General features: G+C 51.5%; 16 protein-coding genes. 7 read left to right on the top strand and 9 right to left on the bottom strand.

Translation table 11 applies throughout. The features are described from left to right. Positions 1-193 precede the first annotated feature (193 nt). Positions 194-1,201: a quinone oxidoreductase family protein gene (locus tag AC8GE9_RS04340; protein ID WP_506675889.1), complete on the top strand. Its 1,008-nt coding sequence runs from the start codon at positions 194-196 to the stop codon at positions 1,199-1,201. A 70-nt stretch (positions 1,202-1,271) separates the two neighbouring features. After that, positions 1,272-2,237 carry a Bug family tripartite tricarboxylate transporter substrate binding protein gene (locus AC8GE9_RS04335; protein ID WP_506675888.1) on the top strand — a complete coding sequence of 322 codons (966 nt, stop codon included), beginning with the start codon at positions 1,272-1,274 and terminating at the stop codon, positions 2,235-2,237. An 86-nt stretch (positions 2,238-2,323) separates the two neighbouring features. Here AC8GE9_RS04335 and AC8GE9_RS04330 read toward each other — a convergent pair whose 3' ends face one another. Next, positions 2,324-3,286 carry a Bug family tripartite tricarboxylate transporter substrate binding protein gene (locus AC8GE9_RS04330; RefSeq protein ID WP_506675887.1) on the bottom strand — a complete coding sequence of 321 codons (963 nt, stop codon included), beginning with the start codon at positions 3,284-3,286 and terminating at the stop codon, positions 2,324-2,326. A 140-nt stretch (positions 3,287-3,426) separates the two neighbouring features. On the opposite strand from AC8GE9_RS04330, the gene AC8GE9_RS04325 reads away from it, so the two are divergent. After that, positions 3,427-4,449: a M14 family metallopeptidase gene (locus tag AC8GE9_RS04325; RefSeq protein ID WP_506675886.1), complete on the top strand. Its 1,023-nt coding sequence runs from the start codon at positions 3,427-3,429 to the stop codon at positions 4,447-4,449. A gap of 18 nt (positions 4,450-4,467) precedes the next feature. Here the strand turns inward: AC8GE9_RS04325 and AC8GE9_RS04320 are convergent, their stop codons facing one another. After that, on the bottom strand, positions 4,468-5,739 hold the full coding sequence (locus tag AC8GE9_RS04320) for a Zn-dependent hydrolase (RefSeq protein WP_506675885.1): 1,272 nt from the start codon (positions 5,737-5,739) through the stop codon (positions 4,468-4,470). 24 nt (positions 5,740-5,763) lie between these two features. Here AC8GE9_RS04320 and AC8GE9_RS04315 point away from each other — a divergent pair, with 24 nt between their 5' ends. Beyond that, positions 5,764-6,999 carry an MFS transporter gene (locus tag AC8GE9_RS04315; protein ID WP_506675884.1) on the top strand — a complete coding sequence of 412 codons (1,236 nt, stop codon included), beginning with the start codon at positions 5,764-5,766 and terminating at the stop codon, positions 6,997-6,999. Here AC8GE9_RS04315 and AC8GE9_RS04310 read toward each other — a convergent pair. Genes AC8GE9_RS04310 through AC8GE9_RS04300 form a run of 3 tightly spaced genes read right to left on the bottom strand, consistent with a single transcriptional unit; the run spans position 6,983 to position 10,161 of the window. Continuing rightward, complete coding sequence (locus AC8GE9_RS04310; RefSeq protein WP_506675883.1) at positions 6,983-8,248, bottom strand: CaiB/BaiF CoA transferase family protein; 1,266 nt, start codon at positions 8,246-8,248, stop codon at positions 6,983-6,985. The genes AC8GE9_RS04315 and AC8GE9_RS04310 overlap by 17 nt on opposite strands. A gap of 8 nt (positions 8,249-8,256) precedes the next feature. After that, on the bottom strand, positions 8,257-9,144 hold the full coding sequence (locus tag AC8GE9_RS04305; protein ID WP_506675882.1) for an HpcH/HpaI aldolase/citrate lyase family protein: 888 nt from the start codon (positions 9,142-9,144) through the stop codon (positions 8,257-8,259). 36 nt (positions 9,145-9,180) lie between these two features. Next, entirely contained in the window at positions 9,181-10,161 is a 981-nt protein-coding gene (locus AC8GE9_RS04300; protein WP_506675881.1) for a Bug family tripartite tricarboxylate transporter substrate binding protein, read from the bottom strand. 133 nt (positions 10,162-10,294) lie between these two features. On the opposite strand from AC8GE9_RS04300, the gene AC8GE9_RS04295 reads away from it, so the two are divergent. From AC8GE9_RS04295 to AC8GE9_RS04285, 3 genes are read left to right on the top strand one after another with little or no spacing between them, the layout of a single operon-like run. Further along, positions 10,295-11,284 (top strand): Bug family tripartite tricarboxylate transporter substrate binding protein, encoded by a 990-nt coding sequence (locus tag AC8GE9_RS04295; protein WP_506675880.1) that lies wholly within the window; start codon positions 10,295-10,297, stop codon positions 11,282-11,284. Positions 11,285-11,301: 17 nt separating this feature from the next. Beyond that, complete coding sequence (locus AC8GE9_RS04290) at positions 11,302-12,639, top strand: ferredoxin reductase family protein (RefSeq protein WP_506675879.1); 1,338 nt, start codon at positions 11,302-11,304, stop codon at positions 12,637-12,639. A gap of 7 nt (positions 12,640-12,646) precedes the next feature. Further along, positions 12,647-13,021, top strand: a complete 375-nt coding sequence (locus AC8GE9_RS04285) for a winged helix-turn-helix domain-containing protein (protein ID WP_506675878.1) — start codon at positions 12,647-12,649, stop codon at positions 13,019-13,021. 34 nt (positions 13,022-13,055) lie between these two features. Here the strand turns inward: AC8GE9_RS04285 and AC8GE9_RS04280 are convergent, their stop codons facing one another. The 4 genes from AC8GE9_RS04280 to phoU are packed head-to-tail and all read right to left on the bottom strand — an operon-like array spanning position 13,056 to position 17,343. Then, a complete protein-coding gene (locus AC8GE9_RS04280; RefSeq protein ID WP_506675877.1) occupies positions 13,056-14,498 on the bottom strand; it encodes a sensor histidine kinase in 1,443 nt (480 codons plus the stop codon). Positions 14,499-14,538: 40 nt separating this feature from the next. Further along, positions 14,539-15,858, bottom strand: a complete 1,320-nt coding sequence (gene phoR / locus AC8GE9_RS04275) for a phosphate regulon sensor histidine kinase PhoR (protein ID WP_506675876.1) — start codon at positions 15,856-15,858, stop codon at positions 14,539-14,541. A 35-nt stretch (positions 15,859-15,893) separates the two neighbouring features. After that, entirely contained in the window at positions 15,894-16,628 is a 735-nt protein-coding gene (phoB, locus tag AC8GE9_RS04270) for a phosphate regulon transcriptional regulator PhoB (protein ID WP_506675875.1), read from the bottom strand. A gap of 7 nt (positions 16,629-16,635) precedes the next feature. After that, positions 16,636-17,343, bottom strand: coding sequence for a phosphate signaling complex protein PhoU (gene phoU, locus AC8GE9_RS04265; protein ID WP_506675874.1), 708 nt, complete (start codon positions 17,341-17,343; stop codon positions 16,636-16,638). Positions 17,344-17,391: the final 48 nt, after the last annotated feature.

Below are 17,391 nucleotides of genomic sequence, written 5' to 3'. Positions count from 1 at the left end.
ATTGTTTTAATGACAAGAGTCTGAAGTCAAACTCCGTCAAAGCTCGACGAGTTTAGCGTGACTGAGAAATGTCATAAACATGGTAGCACTCAATTGAGGGTAAATACCTAGGGACTAACACATTTTGACTAGGCAGTTGGAGAGTCTGTAAAGTATGGTGTTCTTGCATCCATAAACATCTGGAATCGCTTTTATGTCAGCACCCTTTGCCGTCTTTGTCACCGCCATTGGCGGCCCCGATGTTCTCAAGGCTCAGCCCATTTCCATGCCCATTCCTGGTGCAGACGAAGTCGTGATCGAACAAACCGCGGTCGCGGTCAACTTTGTCGACATCTATCTGCGCGCCGGACAACCGCACTCCCACAACCCAACGCCACCCTTTATTCCTGGCGTCAGTGGTATTGGCCGAATCAAAGCCATCGGCAGCCATGTCCGCGACCTCAAGGTCGGTGACAAAGCCACCTATACCAATGCGGGTGTTGGGAGTTACTGCACGCATGTGGCGCTTTCCGCAGAACGCGTCATTCCCGTGCCCGAATCCCTGGATGATGTCCGGGTCGCAGCTGGCCTGGTGCGTACACTGACCTCGCAATATCTCCTCAAAAAAATGCGTGTTTTAGCGCCTGGTACCCGTGTCTTGGTGCATGCCGCAGCCGGAGGCGTCGGTCAAATCCTCGTCCAGTGGGCCAAACGGCTGGGGCTGATTGTGATTGCAACTGCTGGCAGCGATGCCAAAATCAACACCGCGCTCGAACTTGGGGCGGACTTTGCCATCAACTATCGCACCCAAGACTTCGTCGCAGAGGTCAACCGCATCACTGCTGGCAAAGGGGTCAGTGTCGTGTTCGATTCAGTTGGCAAGGATACGTTCGATGGTTCCGTCAAGTGCCTCGAGTCCAGAGGACTGGTGGTGAACTACGGCACAGCCTCGGGTCAAGTCGAGGGATTTAAGTTGCAAGACCTGCACAGCAAGTCGCTCTGGGTATGCCGTCCGACGTTAAAAACCTATGTCGCCGACCGCGCCGAGATGCTTGCAATGAGCCAAGAAGCCTTTGAAATATTAGGCGATCCGACCGTGCGCCTGGACATAGAAAAAGTGTTGCCTTTGAGTCAGGCGAGCCAAGCGCATCGCTTGCTTGAAGGCCGTACGACCCAAGGCGCGATTGTCTTGATTCCTGACGAACTTTTTATTAAAAAGTGATTCATCGCAGCATCCGAGGATTTCTTCTTTGCCCTCCCCGGCCCTCTTTAATAACACTCTGGAGATTTACATGCGTTTAATCAAATCAGTCTTGACGGGCGCTTTGGCCCTGTCGGTTTTCAGCCCGATTGCCATGGCGCAATATCCCGACAAACCTATTCGCATGGTGGTGGGCTATGCACCTGGCGGCGCAGCTGACAAGCTGATCCGTCCGATCACGGATCAGTTATCAAAGACGCTCAAGCAGCCGTTTATCATTGAATACAAGCCGGGCGCAGGTGCCTCGGTCGCGGCTGACTTTACCTCCAAAGCGGCTCCCGATGGCTATACCTTGCACATCACCGACTCCGGTCCGATGGCGATTTTGCCAAATATGAAAAAAATGGGCTATGACCCTCTAAAAGACTTCACCCCCATTTCTATGATCGGCGAAGGTGGTGTGGTTGTTGTTGCTTTACCGACCTCTCCCGCTAAAGACATCAAATCTCTCGTTGCACTGGCGAAAAAAGATCCTGCTAAGTGGAGCTATGGCACCTCAGGCGTGGGTGGCGTGGGTCACTTGGCCGGCGAACAATTCAAAGCCGCAGCCCAGCTTGATATTTCACATATCCCCTACAAGGGTGGCAATCCTGCGATGACCGAATTATTGGGTGGTCATGTACCCATCCTGTTTTCCTCATTGGGTGCTGCGGCCTCGCAAATCCAGTCCGGAAAAATTGTTGCCCTGGCTGATACCGCCAGCAAGCGCAGCTCAATGTTTCCTAATGTTCCCACCATGGCAGAGTCTGGCTTCCCTGGTTTTGACGCCACCATCTGGTTTGGTATCGTAGGCCCCGCAGGTTTGCCAAAGAATGTCATGGACACGCTCGTACCCGCCATTAGCAAGATCATGAAAGATCCCGCTATCATTGCCGCGATCAAGCGTGAAGGCTACGAGCCAATGGACTTTACACCCCAGCAATCCGCAGACCGTATCAAGTCCGATTTGGCTAAGTGGGGCAAGACCGTCAAAGATGCAAATATCAAGGCTGAATAAGCACACCTTGAAAAATACGTTTTGACGCAACGCATTTGTGGTGAGAAATAAATAGGGGCCACTCACACGTGGCCCCTTTCACTGCATTACTCGGGAACGACCCCGGCATCCTTGGCGACTTTGCTCCAGCGCGCCTGCTCCTGACTAATATATTGGCCAAACTGTTGCGGTGTCCATTGAGTCGGCACCGCGCTAAACTGTGCAAAGCGATCAACCACCTCTTTAGACTGCAAGGCCTTGTTGATCGCCGCATTCATTTTTAAAACGATGTCTTTAGGCGTACCAGCTGGCACCACGATGCCTTGCCACGAACTGACGTCGTAGCCCGCAAAACCCAACTCAATCACGGTGGGCACCTGAGGGGCCACAGCAGAACGATCCGCCGTGGTAATCGCCAAGGCTTTGACCTTGCCAGCGGCAACCTGTGGATGGATACTCGAAAACGGATCAAACAGCACTTGAATCTGCCCACCTAATAAATCCGTAATCGCGGGTGCGCTTCCCTTGTAGGGAATATGATTCATTTTGATGCCAGCCAAACCGGAAAAATACTCCACTGCTAAGTGGATGGAGCTTCCAGCCGTGCCGTAGTTCAATTTCCCAGGATTCTTTTTCGCAAAGGCCACCAACTCAGACAAGGTGTTGACCGGCACCGTCGGGTTCACCGCGACTAAAAGAGGCTGAACGGCCACCATCGCGACCGGCTCAAAACTAGTAGAAGGGTTGTAGTTCAGTTTGGCCATCGTCCACTGATTGATGGCAAGGGTACTAATATTGCCCATTAACCAGGTATAACCATCCGGCGCGCTGCGTGCCGCGGCCTCGGCGCCGATCGCGCCACTCGCCCCCGCACGATTTTCAACGATCACGGGCTGTTTCAGCTCCTCGGTCAGTTTGACCGAAAGGGTTCTCGCCACAATATCCGTCACGCCACCCGGAGGAAAGGGGACGACTAATTTGATGGGACGATCGGGAAAAGTCTGTGCGATCGCAGAAACCGCCAATACTGAGCCCGCTAATGCCACTGCGAATTTGATTGCTTTTTTCATAGTCTCTTCTCCCTGGCGCGTTGACGCGCTCGTTGCTGATGATTTATGGGTTCGTCATGTCAGCTCATTATGCATCTAAAATCGTGCCATGCTGAGATTAAAACCAGCCCACTCAATCCGTTAACCCCAAGGTTTCGACGATGTCTTTGCCCTCCTCTTTACTGACGTCCCTTCCCGAACAGCTTGCCCTCGAGCAAGAACGCCCTTTTGAGGCGATCAGATTGCACAGTCCCCTAAAAGGACCTCGCCTGATCGTGACGGCCGCCGTGCATGGCAACGAGACCTGCGGCACCTTTGCCATCGAAAGGTTGGTCAAGCAATTTGAAGCGGGCGAACTCAAACTTAAACGCGGAGCGGTCACCTTTGTCCCCGTCACGAATCCCAAAGCCTATCGTTTGCAGCGACGCAATGGCGATCGCAACCTGAACCGTCGGCTAATTCCGACCGACACGCCCATGCAATACGAAGACCACATCGCCAACTGGTTGTGCCCGCTGTTGGCCGAGCATGATGGACTGCTCGATCTGCACTCTTTTCAGAGCGGGACTCAGCCCTTTGCACTGTTTGGTCCGAAAAACAATACAGAAGCCCTCGAACCTTTTGCCCAGGCCGACATCGAAGAAGCGCTAGTCCAGAGACTTGGCTGCTCACGTTTCGTTTATGGCTGGCTTGATACCTACGCCAAAGGCATTGGTCGACGCGCCGCGGAGGTGACAGCCGGTCGTTTTAACGCCAAAGAGGTCGACATCGATACACGCTATGGTATTGGTACTACCGAATACATGCGCTCAACAGGCGGCTGGTCAATTACGCTCGAATGCAGTCAGCATGACGATGTAGGCGGTCGCGAGGTCGCATACCAAGCCATTCTCAATACGTTGATTTATCTTGGACTCATCGATGGGCCAACACCTCAGCCCGCCCAAGACTTCCAAGTACTGGGACTCTACGATGTTTACGATCGTTTTGATATGAACGATACTTTTGCTAAGACTTGGAAAAGTTTTGATCCTATCGCTAAAGGAGAGATCATCGGGACACGGGTCGACGGTTCAGTTTTACGCGCCGAACAGGATTGTTTCATCGTGTTCCCTAACATCAAATCACAGCCCGGTCAGGAATGGTTCTATCTGGCGCGAGCCGGTGGTCGTCTGGGACATTAGACCCTTTCGGCTAGACGCTCAGACAGCTTCTTGCTGATTAAGCAACCATTGCGTGAGTACTTGCGTCGCCAACATAAAGTCCTCTGTCGCCATCGCCTCTTCGGGGTGGTGGCTGCCGTTTGGATTACGAATAAAGACAAACCCGAACGGAATGCCCGCCGCGCAGAAGGCCGCCGAATCATGTGAGGCAGGACTCGGTAAATCACAATAGGGCAAGGACAAGGCCTGGGCGCAATCTCTCAATTGTTGTGTCAACAGAGGGTCAGCTTGCGCCACCTCGGCACTGGCACGTGGACCGAGGTCAATCGTCACACCACGTTTTTTCTCTGTCTCGCGAACCAGAGCGAGAAAAGCCGTCTCTAACTCCACGAGATCAGGTTGAACATAGGCCCGCACATCCAGACTCATAAAGAACTCGCCGGGCACGACGGTTAAACCATGGCGCTTTGCGTTTGTATGGAACTCGCCTACGGTACAGGCCATCAAGCGCCCTTGACGCTCCCACTCGGCCCAGAGAGCGTCAAGCCCGAGCGCAAGATCCGCCCCCGCAAGTGAAGCATCGTGCCGAAAGCGTCGCCCTAAACCAACATGACCGTACTCGCCTTTAATGCGTATTTTTGGATAGCGAAAATTGCCAGGTACCCCAGTACCAATCGCGATCGGAAAGCCCGTCAGCGCCAGACTCGGCGCCTGCTCAATATGGACTTCCATAAACGCCCGTACATTCTTGGATGACAAAAATGCTTCGCCGCGCTTGACCGCTTCGGGATCGCCTCCTGCCTCAGCCAGATGCTGCGCCAAGGTGCGCCCAGTATCGATGCGCGTCGCTTGCAAGGCCTCCGCCTGCAAACGTCCCAACGCACCGCGACTGCCGATGTAGGAGACCTGAAACCAGATGCTCTCCTCTGCCCGGACACCCATCACCATGACATCGCAAGGCAACCGGATACCCGCCTGCTTGAGTGCTTGAACGGCAATCAGACCAGAAACTACACCCGCCGCCCCGTCAAAATTGCCCCCCCCCGGTACAGAGTCGAGATGCGAACCAATCACGATCGCAGGTAAGCTACGATCCGTACCAGGCAACACCATGTAGGTATTCTGCATGTGATCATGCCGCACTTCCAAACCAATCTCGGTCGCATGTTGCGCCAGCAACACATGCGCGAAGGCTTCACCCGCCCCATACGTATCCCGCGTGACGCCTCCGCGGACATGGTCTAGACTGCCCTGACGCAACGCATCGAACAATGCTTGCGCCTGCATATGGAGTTGATCGACTATTCTCACGTATCACCCTAGGAAGAAACTGGTTTGAACATTTTCGCACTTTTGATTGTCGGACTTGGCGCCTCGATCGCGCCGCTTGATTTTTCCGTCAATGTTGCATTCCCTGCTATTACACAAGCCTTTGGGCTAGATACGCAAGCGATTCGTTTGATACCTCTGAGCTATGTGCTGACCTATGGCGTCCTCGTCATCGGTTTTGGCGCCCTCGGGGATCGAGTCGGACACCTCCGCGTTTTTAGGTTAGGCCTCATCATGAGCGTTGTAGCCTTGACGCTCTGCGCGGTCGCGCCAAACTACCCCTGGCTGATTTTTGCACGTGTGCTGCAAGGCATCAGCATGGCTCTTACGCTCTCTTGCGCACCCGCGCTCGTCACATTTTTATACGCCGAACACGATCGTACACGTGCCCTCTCTGCCTACGGCAGTATGACCTCGATCGCAAGTCTGATCGCACCGCTTGCGGGCGGACTCAGTATCGCGCTGATGGGCTGGCCTGGCGTGTATTGGTTTCGAGTGCCCCTGGCCTTGTTAGCACTCGCAGCCTTACCGCGCATTCAAGCCCGCCTGCGGCATCGCCCAACCACAACGATCACCCAAAAGAGAGCCTCGACATTTTGGTTGTTAATCGATATTTTCAAAACATCCCCCCCTTTCATCTGGATCAATGCTATCAGCGCGGCCGTTCAGATGGGAAGCTTTACGATTCCCCTGCTCGTTCCCTACTACTTATCACAAGTCGCGCATTGGGGTCCCACCGAGTCTGGTGTAGTTCTGGCGATATGGGCCTTGGGGATACTCCTCGGCTCTGCGCTGGCTGCAACGATCGCTCGCCATATAGGGACAAATCGCCCGGCGCTAATCGCGGGCTGGCTATGCGTGGCGGGACTCGTCATGACGGCCTTTTGGTCTATCGATATCGCTTTACCACTACTCTTTGGTGCCGTCTTCATACACGGCACAGGTCTGGGTTTGTTTCAAGTGTCTTACTCAGACTGGGTCGTCAGAACCTTACCCATTCAAGCCCGCGGGGTGGCAGGTGGACTGACGGTGTTTACCCGGACCATTGGCGTGGTGAGCGCGGCACTATTATGGCTGTGGTTGCTAGAGCAAGTCCGTCTGGAGGCGCTCACCGCAGGTCTAAGCCTGGATGGCGCCTTTCTGAAAGGCTTTCAATTTATCTGCTGGCTTTCAGCCACCCTCATCGCCCTCACCCTGCTTGCCAGCGGCTTTGTAAATCGAGGTGTTAAAACAACCCCTTAGCCTTTGCGGCTGCAATACGTTCCTCACTAAAACCAATCGAGCGTAGCACCTCGTCGCCATGCTGATTTAACGTTGGCCCAGTCGAGCGAATTTGACCCGGTGTCCCTGACAATCTGGGAATGATGTTATGCATTTTGACAGTACCCAAATCCTGATCAGGAACCTCGACAATCACCTCGCGTTTCTGGACATGCTCATCGGCCAACAGCTGTTCGATGTCATAGACGGGTGCCGCGGTGACTCCTGCTTGGTGAAAGCGTTCCAACATGTCGCTTTGGCTAAACTTACTGATTTCACCTTGTATCGCCTCATCCAACGCTTCAACGTTGATGATGCGTTGTTCATTGGTCTTGAAGCGGGGATCGTCAATCATCTCTGGACGACCAATCGCACGCATCGTCTTTTCTGCCATCGACTGGGTGGCCGCTGACATCGCGATCCACTTGCCATCCGCACTCTGATAGGTGTTGCGAGGCGCGTTTGTCGGCGCACGATTGCCGCGGCGCTGTTGAATCACACCACAATGCTGATACTCGGCCGCCGCCGGACCAAGAATGGAAATCATGGACTCATAAATCGACAAATCGATCACCTGACCTCGACCGCCATGGCGTTCGCGACTAAACAGCGCAAACATAGTGGCGGACGTACCGTACAACGCGGTCGTCATGTCCGCGAGTGGAAGGGGCGGCAAAGTCGGAGGGCCATCCGGCATACCCGTCATGTGTGCGAAACCGCTCATTGATTCAATCAAGGTACCAAAGCCCGGACGTGAGCTATAGGGGCCCGTTTGCCCCCAACCTGAGGCGCGTACCAGCACCAGTCCTGGATTGAGTTTGAGTAAGACCTCGGGCGAGAGCCCCCAGCTTTCAAGCTTGCCGGGCACGAAGCCCTCGATCATCACATCAAAATGCGGAATCATCTCGAGCAAGATGTCCCGCCCTTCCTGAACAGAAAGGTTCAAGGTCATGCTCTTTTTATTGCGAGCGTAGACCTTCCACCAAAACTCTTTTTTTTCGACTGCCCAGCCACGCAAGGGATCGCCCTTGCCGGGCGCTTCGATCTTGACCACCTCGGCGCCAAAGTCGCCAAGCAAAGTCCCAATACAGCCGCCCGCAACGAGTCTCGCGCAATCAAGCACCTTGATACCTTCGAGGGGCAGTGGCCGAGCATTTGCCGCTGCACCTGCAGGAGAAATATGGGTCGCTGAAGTTTGGGTGTTGTTTGAATATTGTGAAGCGTCGGACATCGTCATTGTTAGTGTGTGAGTTTCAAGACACGTGCAAGATCCAGAAGTTTCTGGGAATTTTTAACCATGGCATAGTCGATCAACTTACCCTCGACACGGATCGCACCGACACCCTCAGCTTCGGCTTTAGCAAAACTGTCTACGACCAGTCGTGCATACGCGATCTCGTCAGCCGACGGCGAAAATACCGCATTCGCCGTCGCAATTTGATTAGGATGAATGACGGCTTTGCCTTGAAAACCCAAACTCTTGGCCTGTAGACAATCCGCCTCAAAGCCGGCGGCATCCGTCACATCAAAAAAGACCGTATCCACCGGCGGACGAATCCCGGCCGCGCGACACGCCAACGCCGTTTGGATTTTTCCATTTACCAGATGTGGACCGACGTTTGAAGTCGGGATACCCAAGTCTCCAGTAAAGTCACCGGCGCCAAACATCAGCGTGGATAAACGTCCACCCCCAGCCGCGATTTCTTCGGCACGCAATACACCACGCGCTGTCTCTAAAATTCCGCACATCGTGATTTGGTCATGAGGCAAGCCTTCGGCACGAGACAACTCGTCAATCATGGCGCTTGCAATCCGCACCATTTCTGCGGACTCCGCCTTGGGCAACACAATCCCAGCGAGCCCACCTGTACAGACCGCACGCAAGTCCTCGGAGGTCATGCCGGTCATGAAGTCGTTGACGCGCACATACACCTGGCGCTCTGGTGATACGGATTTGACGAGCTGATTCAACATCAGACGTGCTTTAGGCTTTTCAGACAAAGCCACAGCATCCTCAAGATCAAGAATCAACGCATCAGCCGAAGACTGCACGGCTTTTTCGCACTTTCGTGCATCCATACCCGGGGCAAACAACCAGGATCGAATGGGCTTTAACAACGACGACATGAACGGCTCCTAGAAAACCCTCAATTATGTACTGAATTATTCGATCTTCAAGTTGTTTTCGCGAATAACTTTGCCGAAATTCACTGAAGACTCTTGCATCCACTTGGCGAGCGCTTGAGGTGTCATCGGAACGGGATTGGCGCCTTGGGCAGAAATTCGTGCGACCACTTCAGGGTCTTTGAGGATCGCATTAATCTCTGCATTGAGCTTAGCGATCACTGGAGCCGGCGTCCCAGAGGCCACTAGCACGCCCTGCCAACTGCCGCTGTCTGCCGCGGGCAGTTTGAGCTCGCCATAGGTCGGAACGTTTGGCAACGACTCAAAGCGCTTATCTCCTGTGACCGCGAGGGCAACAAGCTGATTATTTTTGACATAGGGCAAGGTTGCGGTTGAGCCATTCACGATCACATTAGCCTCACCCGCTAGGACAGCATTAATCGCTGCCGAGCCCCCTTTATAAGGCACGGTGACCCACTGGAGGCCCCAGTGTTTCGCCAACTCAAGACCGACAATTTGATTGCCTGAGCCTACACCCGCGTGCGCAAACACCAACTTATCCGGATTTTTCTTGCCAAATTCAAGGAGCTCTGCAACGGTTTTCACGCCCAGTTTAGGATTGACTGCCAACAAATAGGGAGAAAAACTAATCATCGATACAGGCGCCAAATCCTTGACTGGGTTGTAAGTCAAAGTCGTATACAAGTGTGGAGCGACCGCGAGCGAGGAGAGATCCATCAATAAAAGCGTATGTCCATCAGGATCTGATTTTGAGACGATCGAGGCACCCAAATTACCTGCGGCACCAGGGCGATTTTCAACGACCACGGTCTGTTTGAGCGTCAGCGATAACTTGGGCGCAATCATGCGCGCGAGAATATCCGAAGTGCCACCCGGCGCGAACGGCACAACGAGTTTGACCGGCTTGGTGAAAGTCACATTCCCTTGTGCGAGCGCCGAGCCCGCGCATACGGCTCCAAAAATCACCAACATTGAGCTTAAAACTTGACGACGAATCATTATTATCTCCAATCGATTGAATAATTTTTATCTTTATTTGAATGCTTCCCTAATATACTAGGATCGAGCTCCTTGGATATAGAGCTATAAATATAAAGTCGCGTCATCGCGACCATCGCAGACAGGAGACAACATGAACACTACTTCGCGCACCTCAGCATTGCTTTTTTCCTCCCTGATGGCCTTAGGTGCACTGACTACCGCACACGCGCAGTCAGCAGCGCCTTACCCTAGCCGCCCTGTTACGGTGGTCGTGCCCTTTCCTCCCGGTGGCGGTACTGATGTCGGTGCCAGACTGGTGGCTCAAAAGCTTTCACTGAAATGGGGACAACCTGTCATTGTCGAAAACCGGGGCGGCGCGGCAGGTCGAGTCGGGGCCGAACTGGTGGCAAAAGCTAAACCTGATGGCTACACCTTGCTCGTGGGTAATGTAGGCACACAGTCTGTAAATCCTGCCTTGTATAAAAAAATGCCCTACGACCCTGACAAGGCCTTCGCCCCGATTGGCATGATCGCAGAGCTTCCCTTAGTCATGTTGGTGACCCCGTCTTTACCTTGGAATAATGTCAAAGATGTTGTGGAGGCCGCAAAAAAAGAGCCCGGTAAAATCACCTTTGCCAGCTCGGGAGCGGGTGGAGCGCCTCACCTCGCGGGGGAGATTTTTCAACAAGCCTCAGGAACGAAAATGCTTCACGTGGCCTACAAAGGCGGCGGTCCCGCCGCGCTTGATCTCATGGCTGGTCATGTGAATATTTACTTTGGTACTGTGTTGGAGTCGGTCGGACACGTTAAGTCTGGCAAACTCAAAGGTCTTGGCGTGACCAGCGCCACTCGGTCCCCAGCTCTTCAAGAGCTACCCACCATCGCAGAGAGTGGGTACGCGGGCTTTGACACAGGCTCGTGGATTGGCATGCTTGCTCCGGCTGGTACACCGACGTCCATTATCAACAAAATATCGGCTGATCTGCGTGAAGTGCTTGCACTGCCCGACACACAGAAAACACTCATCACGCAAGGTGCAACACCTTGGCCAATGACACCCGAGCAATTTGCTGAACGTATCAAAAGTGATCAAGCACGTTATGGTCGTATCATTATGGAAAATAACCTCAGTGCCGAATAATCCCTTTTGCGGTTGGTATGAAAAGAATTAAGTGGATTTTCCTGTTGTTAATGGTACTTGGCACCATGCTGTACTGGGTCAGTCTGACTGATGTCGAGCGCACGCTCGCGCCATGGGCGTTGCGCAAGTCCTTGCTGTATTACACGGGGGTGATGTCTTTCATGGCGATGAGCGTTGGCGTGATCCTCGCGCTACGACTGCGCATTGTCGAACGTTGCGTTGGAGGACTCGACACACATTACCGTCTCCACAAATGGCTGGGTATCGCGGCGGCGCTCTTTGCATTGGCGCACTGGCTCAGTAAAAAATACAAATGGCTCATTGAGCTGGGCATCTACGACAAAAAAGACTTTGCGACCCCAGCAGGCACCATCGGCTTTTTCCAGCATAGTAATTTTTTCAATCCACTCAAAGATCTCGCCGAGGATCTCGGCGAATGGGCGCTTTACGCACTCCTCTTTCTAGCCATGCTCGCGCTATGGAAAAAATTTCCTTATCGATATTTTTTTAAAACACACCGCATCCTGGCTGTGATCTACCTGATCCTGGCCTTTCACACGCTGATTCTTTTTGGAAAAATTGATTGGCTCACGCCGATTGGTCTTATCATGGGCGCGCTCTTGCTCGTCGGGATACCAGCGGCGCTGATTTCGCTCTTTCAAAAAATTGGAGCCAATCACCGCGCCTCTGGAAAGATTAGTCAGATTCACGTGCATGAAGACGGTAAAGTCACCGAAGTAGAGGTTTTACTCACGACCCCTTGGGAAGGACACAAAGAAGGTCAGTTTGCTTTTGTCACCTTTGATACCAGCGAGGGACACCATCCCTTTACCTTGTCTTCGAGCTGGAAGAATGACGCGACACTCACCTTTCATATCAAGCAACTGGGTGATTACACACGTACACTGAGTCACGCGCTTAAAGTGGGCGATCCTGTCACGGTCGAAGGTCCCTACGGAAGATTCGATTTCGCTGCGCATTCAGGACCTCAAATCTGGATTGCAGGCGGCATCGGCATCACACCCTTTTTGTCGCGCCTTGAAGCGTTGGCTCACGCACCCCATCCATCCCGGCAACCGATCTCGCTCTTTTACAGCGCACGCACATCAGATCATGCTCTCATCGAACGCGTGCAAACCTTGACGCACCAAGCAGGCATCCCGCTTCATCTCTCTGTCAGCGGTCAAAATCTGGCGTTAACAGCGCGCGCAATCTGTGAGAACGTTCCTAATTTCCTCAAGCACACCGTTTGGTTCTGTGGCTCGACAGGGTTTGGCGAGGCGATCAGACGCGGGCTTTTAAAAGAAGGCTTGCCGAGTCATCGCTTTCACCAAGAACTCTTTGAAATACGCTAAAAATAAAATGCCCACCCCATCCTCTTCAAATACCGTGGTCGCTCAGTTTCGACTGAGAATCAAATGTGGCGACGAAATCGCTCTTGGACCAGGCAAGATCGCCATCCTGGAAGCGATCACCGAGACGGGTTCTATTTCAGCAGCCAGTCGTAAACTAGGCATGTCTTATCGACGCGCCTGGCTTTTGGTCGATCAAATGAATCAGTATTTCAAAGAGCCCGTGGTACAAGCTGCGACCGGCGGTGCGCAGGGCGGCGGTACAACGCTCACCACTACGGGTGCCGAGATCGTTAATCTCTATCGGACGATCGAGCAGCAGGCAAACACACAATCAGCCTCACTACTCGAAGCACTGACGGATAAGCTCCGACCCACTCTATAAAAAGCTTTGCAATTTAACGCAGCGGGCTGGAAGATTAAACAGTAGGCAAATAGTTTGGAAGCGAAATCTGAAATAAGGTTTCGTTTTCTGGTCCTTTAAAGAGCTTGATCGAACCCTCGTGCGAGTCCATGATGGCGCGACTCAACCAAAGACCCATGCCCATGCCTTTTTCTTTGGTTGTGTGAAACAACTCAAAAATAGTCGCAATACGATCACTAGGCACGCCAGGTCCGTTATCACTGACCTCGAAAAAAATATTATTTTCACGTTGAAACAGACGAATAAAAACAAGCTTCTCACACGATACGCTCGACACAGCATCCATCGCGTTATTGATCAGATTAAGTAACACCATTTGTAGCTGATTCTGATCGGCGTTGATCCACAAATCTTCTTCGATCTCCGCTCCGACATTGACGCTATGTAAACGAGCCTCGGGCAGAAGAAACCTATGCACATCGGTCACCAAACGACTCATATTGAGCGGCGAGAATTCACTCGAACCTTTGACGAAGAACTTGCGTAGGCTCGACACCACCACTGCAGCGCGATCATTGTCCTCCAAAATATGCTCTAGCGATTCTTGAAATCCTTCGCGATCACCAGAGCGACGATTCAGCGTCATCAACAACTCGGTATTCAACCGAATCGCACTCAGTGGTTGATTGATCTCATGCGCGATGGCTCCCAACATCGTCCCCATGCTGTTTGCCTTTGCCGACAGCGAAAGCATCCGCATTAATTCATTTTTTTCTTCGAGAATATCCTCTAGCGACTTGTTTTTGCTGTTTGTATCAGCGAGCTGGACAGCTATGACTTTTTTAACTTCCAAAAATTTTACAAAGCGTAGCTGAATAAAGCCAAAGTTACCCAACACATAGCCCATCAAGACGGAAAAGATTCCGATGTATTGGTCAAACCCCTTTTCAAATACCCCAGCACCCCCGCGCTCACTGTGGTAACCCACCATCCTGACGAGCAAGCCAGCCAAAATAAAAATCGCCATCCAGGCGATGAGCTTGCCACCTTTGTTTTTGAGTTCGCTATAGATGGCTTGGCTAATGAATAACAGATCGAAAGACATTAACACTAGATAAGTGTGCACCAAGCCCAAGCGATAAAACTCGCTTGCTTGTGTATAAACTAATAAGGAAAAAACGAGTACATATGCTGTACTGATCACAGCATAAATCAATGCCGTACGGTAAATATTGGTCGAGATCTCAAGTCGCAGAGACAGGGAGCGAAAACTGAAGCCAATCGCGAAAAAAACGTGCGCGACATAAAAGCTAAGCACATCGGGGATGAGACCTCTGAGCCCTACCAGCAAAAAACCTAAGCTCGTCCCTAGGCCGCCGATACACCACCAATACACTTGTCGGTCACGAAACTCAGCCGTCGCCAGATAGACAGCGATAGGCAACATAAAGAAAAAGAGTGCCAAAATCAAGTAAAGCGAGGCAATATCGATATTCAAGCGTTATCCCTGATTGAGGTGATCGACTGAACTAATATCGCTACCTTAATTGAAATTCTGTTGGATCGCAGCACCTTTCGGGTGAAAATTTGAGTGTAAATTTACTACCCTCGCCCACCATACTCGTAATCATCAGCTGTGCATGATGACGTGTCGCGATATGCTTGACAATCGCCAAACCGAGACCCGTCCCTCCTGTGTCCCGTGAGCGACTGCCATCGACACGATAAAACCTCTCAGTGATACGCGGGAGATGAATGGCATCGATACCAGGTCCCGTATCTGACACAGCAAAAATCCCATAGCGACTTGGGTTCATGCTCCAAGAAACCTTAATTTGACCACCCTCGGGAGTATAGCGAATCGCATTCGAAATCAGATTACTAAAAGCCGAATGCAATTCCCGACGCTCACCATAGAGACCTCGGTCCGAAGCCACTTCAAAAATAATTTTGTGCCGACCCGCAGAGAGTGCTTCAGCATCAACTTTCAAACTCGCCATTTCAGCGACCACATCAAACTCCTGCATCGGAGCAAACGACGTGTTGGCCTCGAGATTAGCGAGTGTCAGCAAATCTTCGACAAGACTTTTCATCCGTGAAGACTGGGTCATCATCAGACCAAAATAACGGTTACGTTGCTCAGGAGAGAGTTCAATCGATTGCATGGTTTCAAGAAAACCAATCAATACCGTCAAGGGCGTTCTAATCTCATGAGAGACATTGGCAACAAAATCACGCCTCATTGCCTCTGTTTTTTGTAAATCTGTGACGTCTTGCGCCAACAATAACAGTTGCTCATCACCGAAAGGAAAGACCTGAATCGCGATGGACAGCTCATGGGCAAAACCCATTTTCTGAATCACAATCGGATGCTCAAAGCGACGCAACGAAAGATAACTGACGAAATCTGGATTGCGAACCAAAAAACTGATGTTTTGACGGCTATCTTTACGAAAACTGATACCGAAAAAATTTTCAGCACTGGCATTACACCACTCGATATGGAGCTCTTCATCAAGCATCACCACCCCATTAGGAGATGCTTGAAAGCCTTGAATAAATCGATTGTGACGCGTCTCTAATGAATGAATCTGTGCGCGTGCGTCTGTCAATAGACGATCAACTTTAGAAAAAGTATCATCCCAGGTACTGGCTGCCCGCGGGGATGAATGGCTAAACTCAGTGACAGACAGTCGCTGGAGTTTTTCGAGATAAGAATATCCCTTGGCTAAGGGAACCGCCATGACAGCGATACTCACCATCAGCGCGACAGCCATACCTGCGAATTGTCCCGCCAACCAGCCAAGAACAATCGCGAGTGCAATCCATGCCAAAAATCTGCCGAGATAAAGCTTCATGCTTCCCTACAATATATGAGCGAATCAATCAATCATCAATGATCGTTATCAACGCTCACTGCTGTTGGATTTCTTGTAGCACGATACCCGACACCTCTGACGGTTTCAATATAAACATCACATTTGGCCACTGCCAGCGCAACGCGTAGCCTTCTGATGTGAACATCTACCGTTCTTTCTTCAATAAAAACCTCATTTCCCCAAACCTGATCAAGGAGTTGGGTTCGGGAATGAACCCGTTCAGGAGCACCCATCAGAAATTGCAAAAGCCGGAACTCTGTGGGACCAACGATAATTTCACGGCGAAGCGACTGCGGCCACTCAGCCGTCACACGATGCGTGACGGGATCGAGCCTTAACGCCCCTAAAGTCATCAATTCATCATTCGTTGGAACACGACTATGACGTCTAAGCAGTGCATTGACCCTAGCCACCAATTCCTTGGTTGAAAAAGGTTTGGTCATATAGTCGTCAGCACCCGCATCGAGTCCCTGCACTTTGTCAGCCTCTTCGCTTTTTGCGGTCAACATTAGTATAGGAATACTCGCGGTGCCTTCGTTGGCACGAAGCTCTTTGGCATATTGAACGCCAGACTTTCCGGGCAGCATCCAATCCAAAATCATCAAGTCAGGCAAGGAGTCCTTGATAAGCTGACTCGCTTCCTCTGTTTGGTAGGCTTGCTGAACATCGTAGCCAGCATGCGTCAAGTTGACAGCGATCAGTTCAGATATAGAAAGTTCGTCTTCCACGATCAGGATACGATGTGTCATGGCCGCATCATTCCTCAGCGGCTCGTTGATGCAATTCTTTTTTAGGGGAGTGACGGACGTCATAACCACCCACGACGTAAATCACAAACTCGGCGATATTTTTGGCGTGATCACCAATTCGTTCGATTGCTTTAGCAATCGTCAGCATATCTAGCCCTGTAGCGATCGTTTGGGGATCCTCCGTCATATAAGAGGTGAGTTTGCGAACAAAAGCTCGGAACTCTTCATCAATCTGACGGTCGTCCAATACGATCTCAACCGCTGCCTCACGATCCAATCTTGCAAAGGCATCCAAACTCTGTCGCAACTGTTTTAGCGCAAGCTGTCCGGAGATAATAATTTCTGCAACGTTGATTTTATGTTCAGTACCGCTTCGAATAATTCGACGTGTTCTCTTGGCGACTTTCTCAGCCTCATCACCGGCACGCTCCAGATTGGTGATCGCCTTTGAAACTGCCATCACCAACCGTAAATCTCGGGCCGTAGGTTGTCTTTTGGCAATGATTTCGGTGCACGCCGAATCAATTTCGATTTCTTTTGTGTTGATTGTTTTTTCGCGATCGATCACAACCTTACACAACTCAATATCCATGGTTGAAAATGCTTTGGTGGCATCCAAAATCTGAGACTCGACCATCCCACCCATTTCAAGCAGATTGCTACAGAGAGCGTTGAGTTCAATATCGAATTGAGATGAAAGGTGTTTGTCAGCCATGAAATTTCCCATTAACTAAAACCGCATTAAATAGCGATTAATACACAT

Source organism: Zwartia lucis, assembly GCF_965234455.1.
GTDB lineage: Bacteria > Pseudomonadota > Gammaproteobacteria > Burkholderiales > Burkholderiaceae_B > Zwartia > Zwartia lucis.
This window is presented reverse-complemented; position numbering and strand designations above follow the sequence as displayed.

Excerpts from the sequence above, each read along its gene's own strand:
- AC8GE9_RS04340 (WP_506675889.1), top strand. The coding sequence starts at position 194 with ATGTCAGCACCCTTTGCCGTCTTTGTCACCGCCATTGGCGGCCCCGAT.
- AC8GE9_RS04335 (WP_506675888.1), top strand. The coding sequence starts at position 1,272 with ATGCGTTTAATCAAATCAGTCTTGACGGGCGCTTTGGCCCTGTCGGTT.
- AC8GE9_RS04330 (WP_506675887.1), bottom strand. The coding sequence starts at position 3,286 with ATGAAAAAAGCAATCAAATTCGCAGTGGCATTAGCGGGCTCAGTATTG.
- AC8GE9_RS04325 (WP_506675886.1), top strand. The coding sequence starts at position 3,427 with ATGTCTTTGCCCTCCTCTTTACTGACGTCCCTTCCCGAACAGCTTGCC.
- AC8GE9_RS04310 (WP_506675883.1), bottom strand. The coding sequence starts at position 8,248 with ATGTCCGACGCTTCACAATATTCAAACAACACCCAAACTTCAGCGACC.
- AC8GE9_RS04305 (WP_506675882.1), bottom strand. The coding sequence starts at position 9,144 with ATGTCGTCGTTGTTAAAGCCCATTCGATCCTGGTTGTTTGCCCCGGGT.
- AC8GE9_RS04300 (WP_506675881.1), bottom strand. The coding sequence starts at position 10,161 with ATGATTCGTCGTCAAGTTTTAAGCTCAATGTTGGTGATTTTTGGAGCC.
- AC8GE9_RS04295 (WP_506675880.1), top strand. The coding sequence starts at position 10,295 with ATGAACACTACTTCGCGCACCTCAGCATTGCTTTTTTCCTCCCTGATG.
- AC8GE9_RS04290 (WP_506675879.1), top strand. The coding sequence starts at position 11,302 with ATGAAAAGAATTAAGTGGATTTTCCTGTTGTTAATGGTACTTGGCACC.
- AC8GE9_RS04285 (WP_506675878.1), top strand. The coding sequence starts at position 12,647 with ATGCCCACCCCATCCTCTTCAAATACCGTGGTCGCTCAGTTTCGACTG.
- phoR (WP_506675876.1), bottom strand. The coding sequence starts at position 15,858 with ATGAAGCTTTATCTCGGCAGATTTTTGGCATGGATTGCACTCGCGATT.
- phoB (WP_506675875.1), bottom strand. The coding sequence starts at position 16,628 with ATGACACATCGTATCCTGATCGTGGAAGACGAACTTTCTATATCTGAA.
- phoU (WP_506675874.1), bottom strand. The coding sequence starts at position 17,343 with ATGGCTGACAAACACCTTTCATCTCAATTCGATATTGAACTCAACGCT.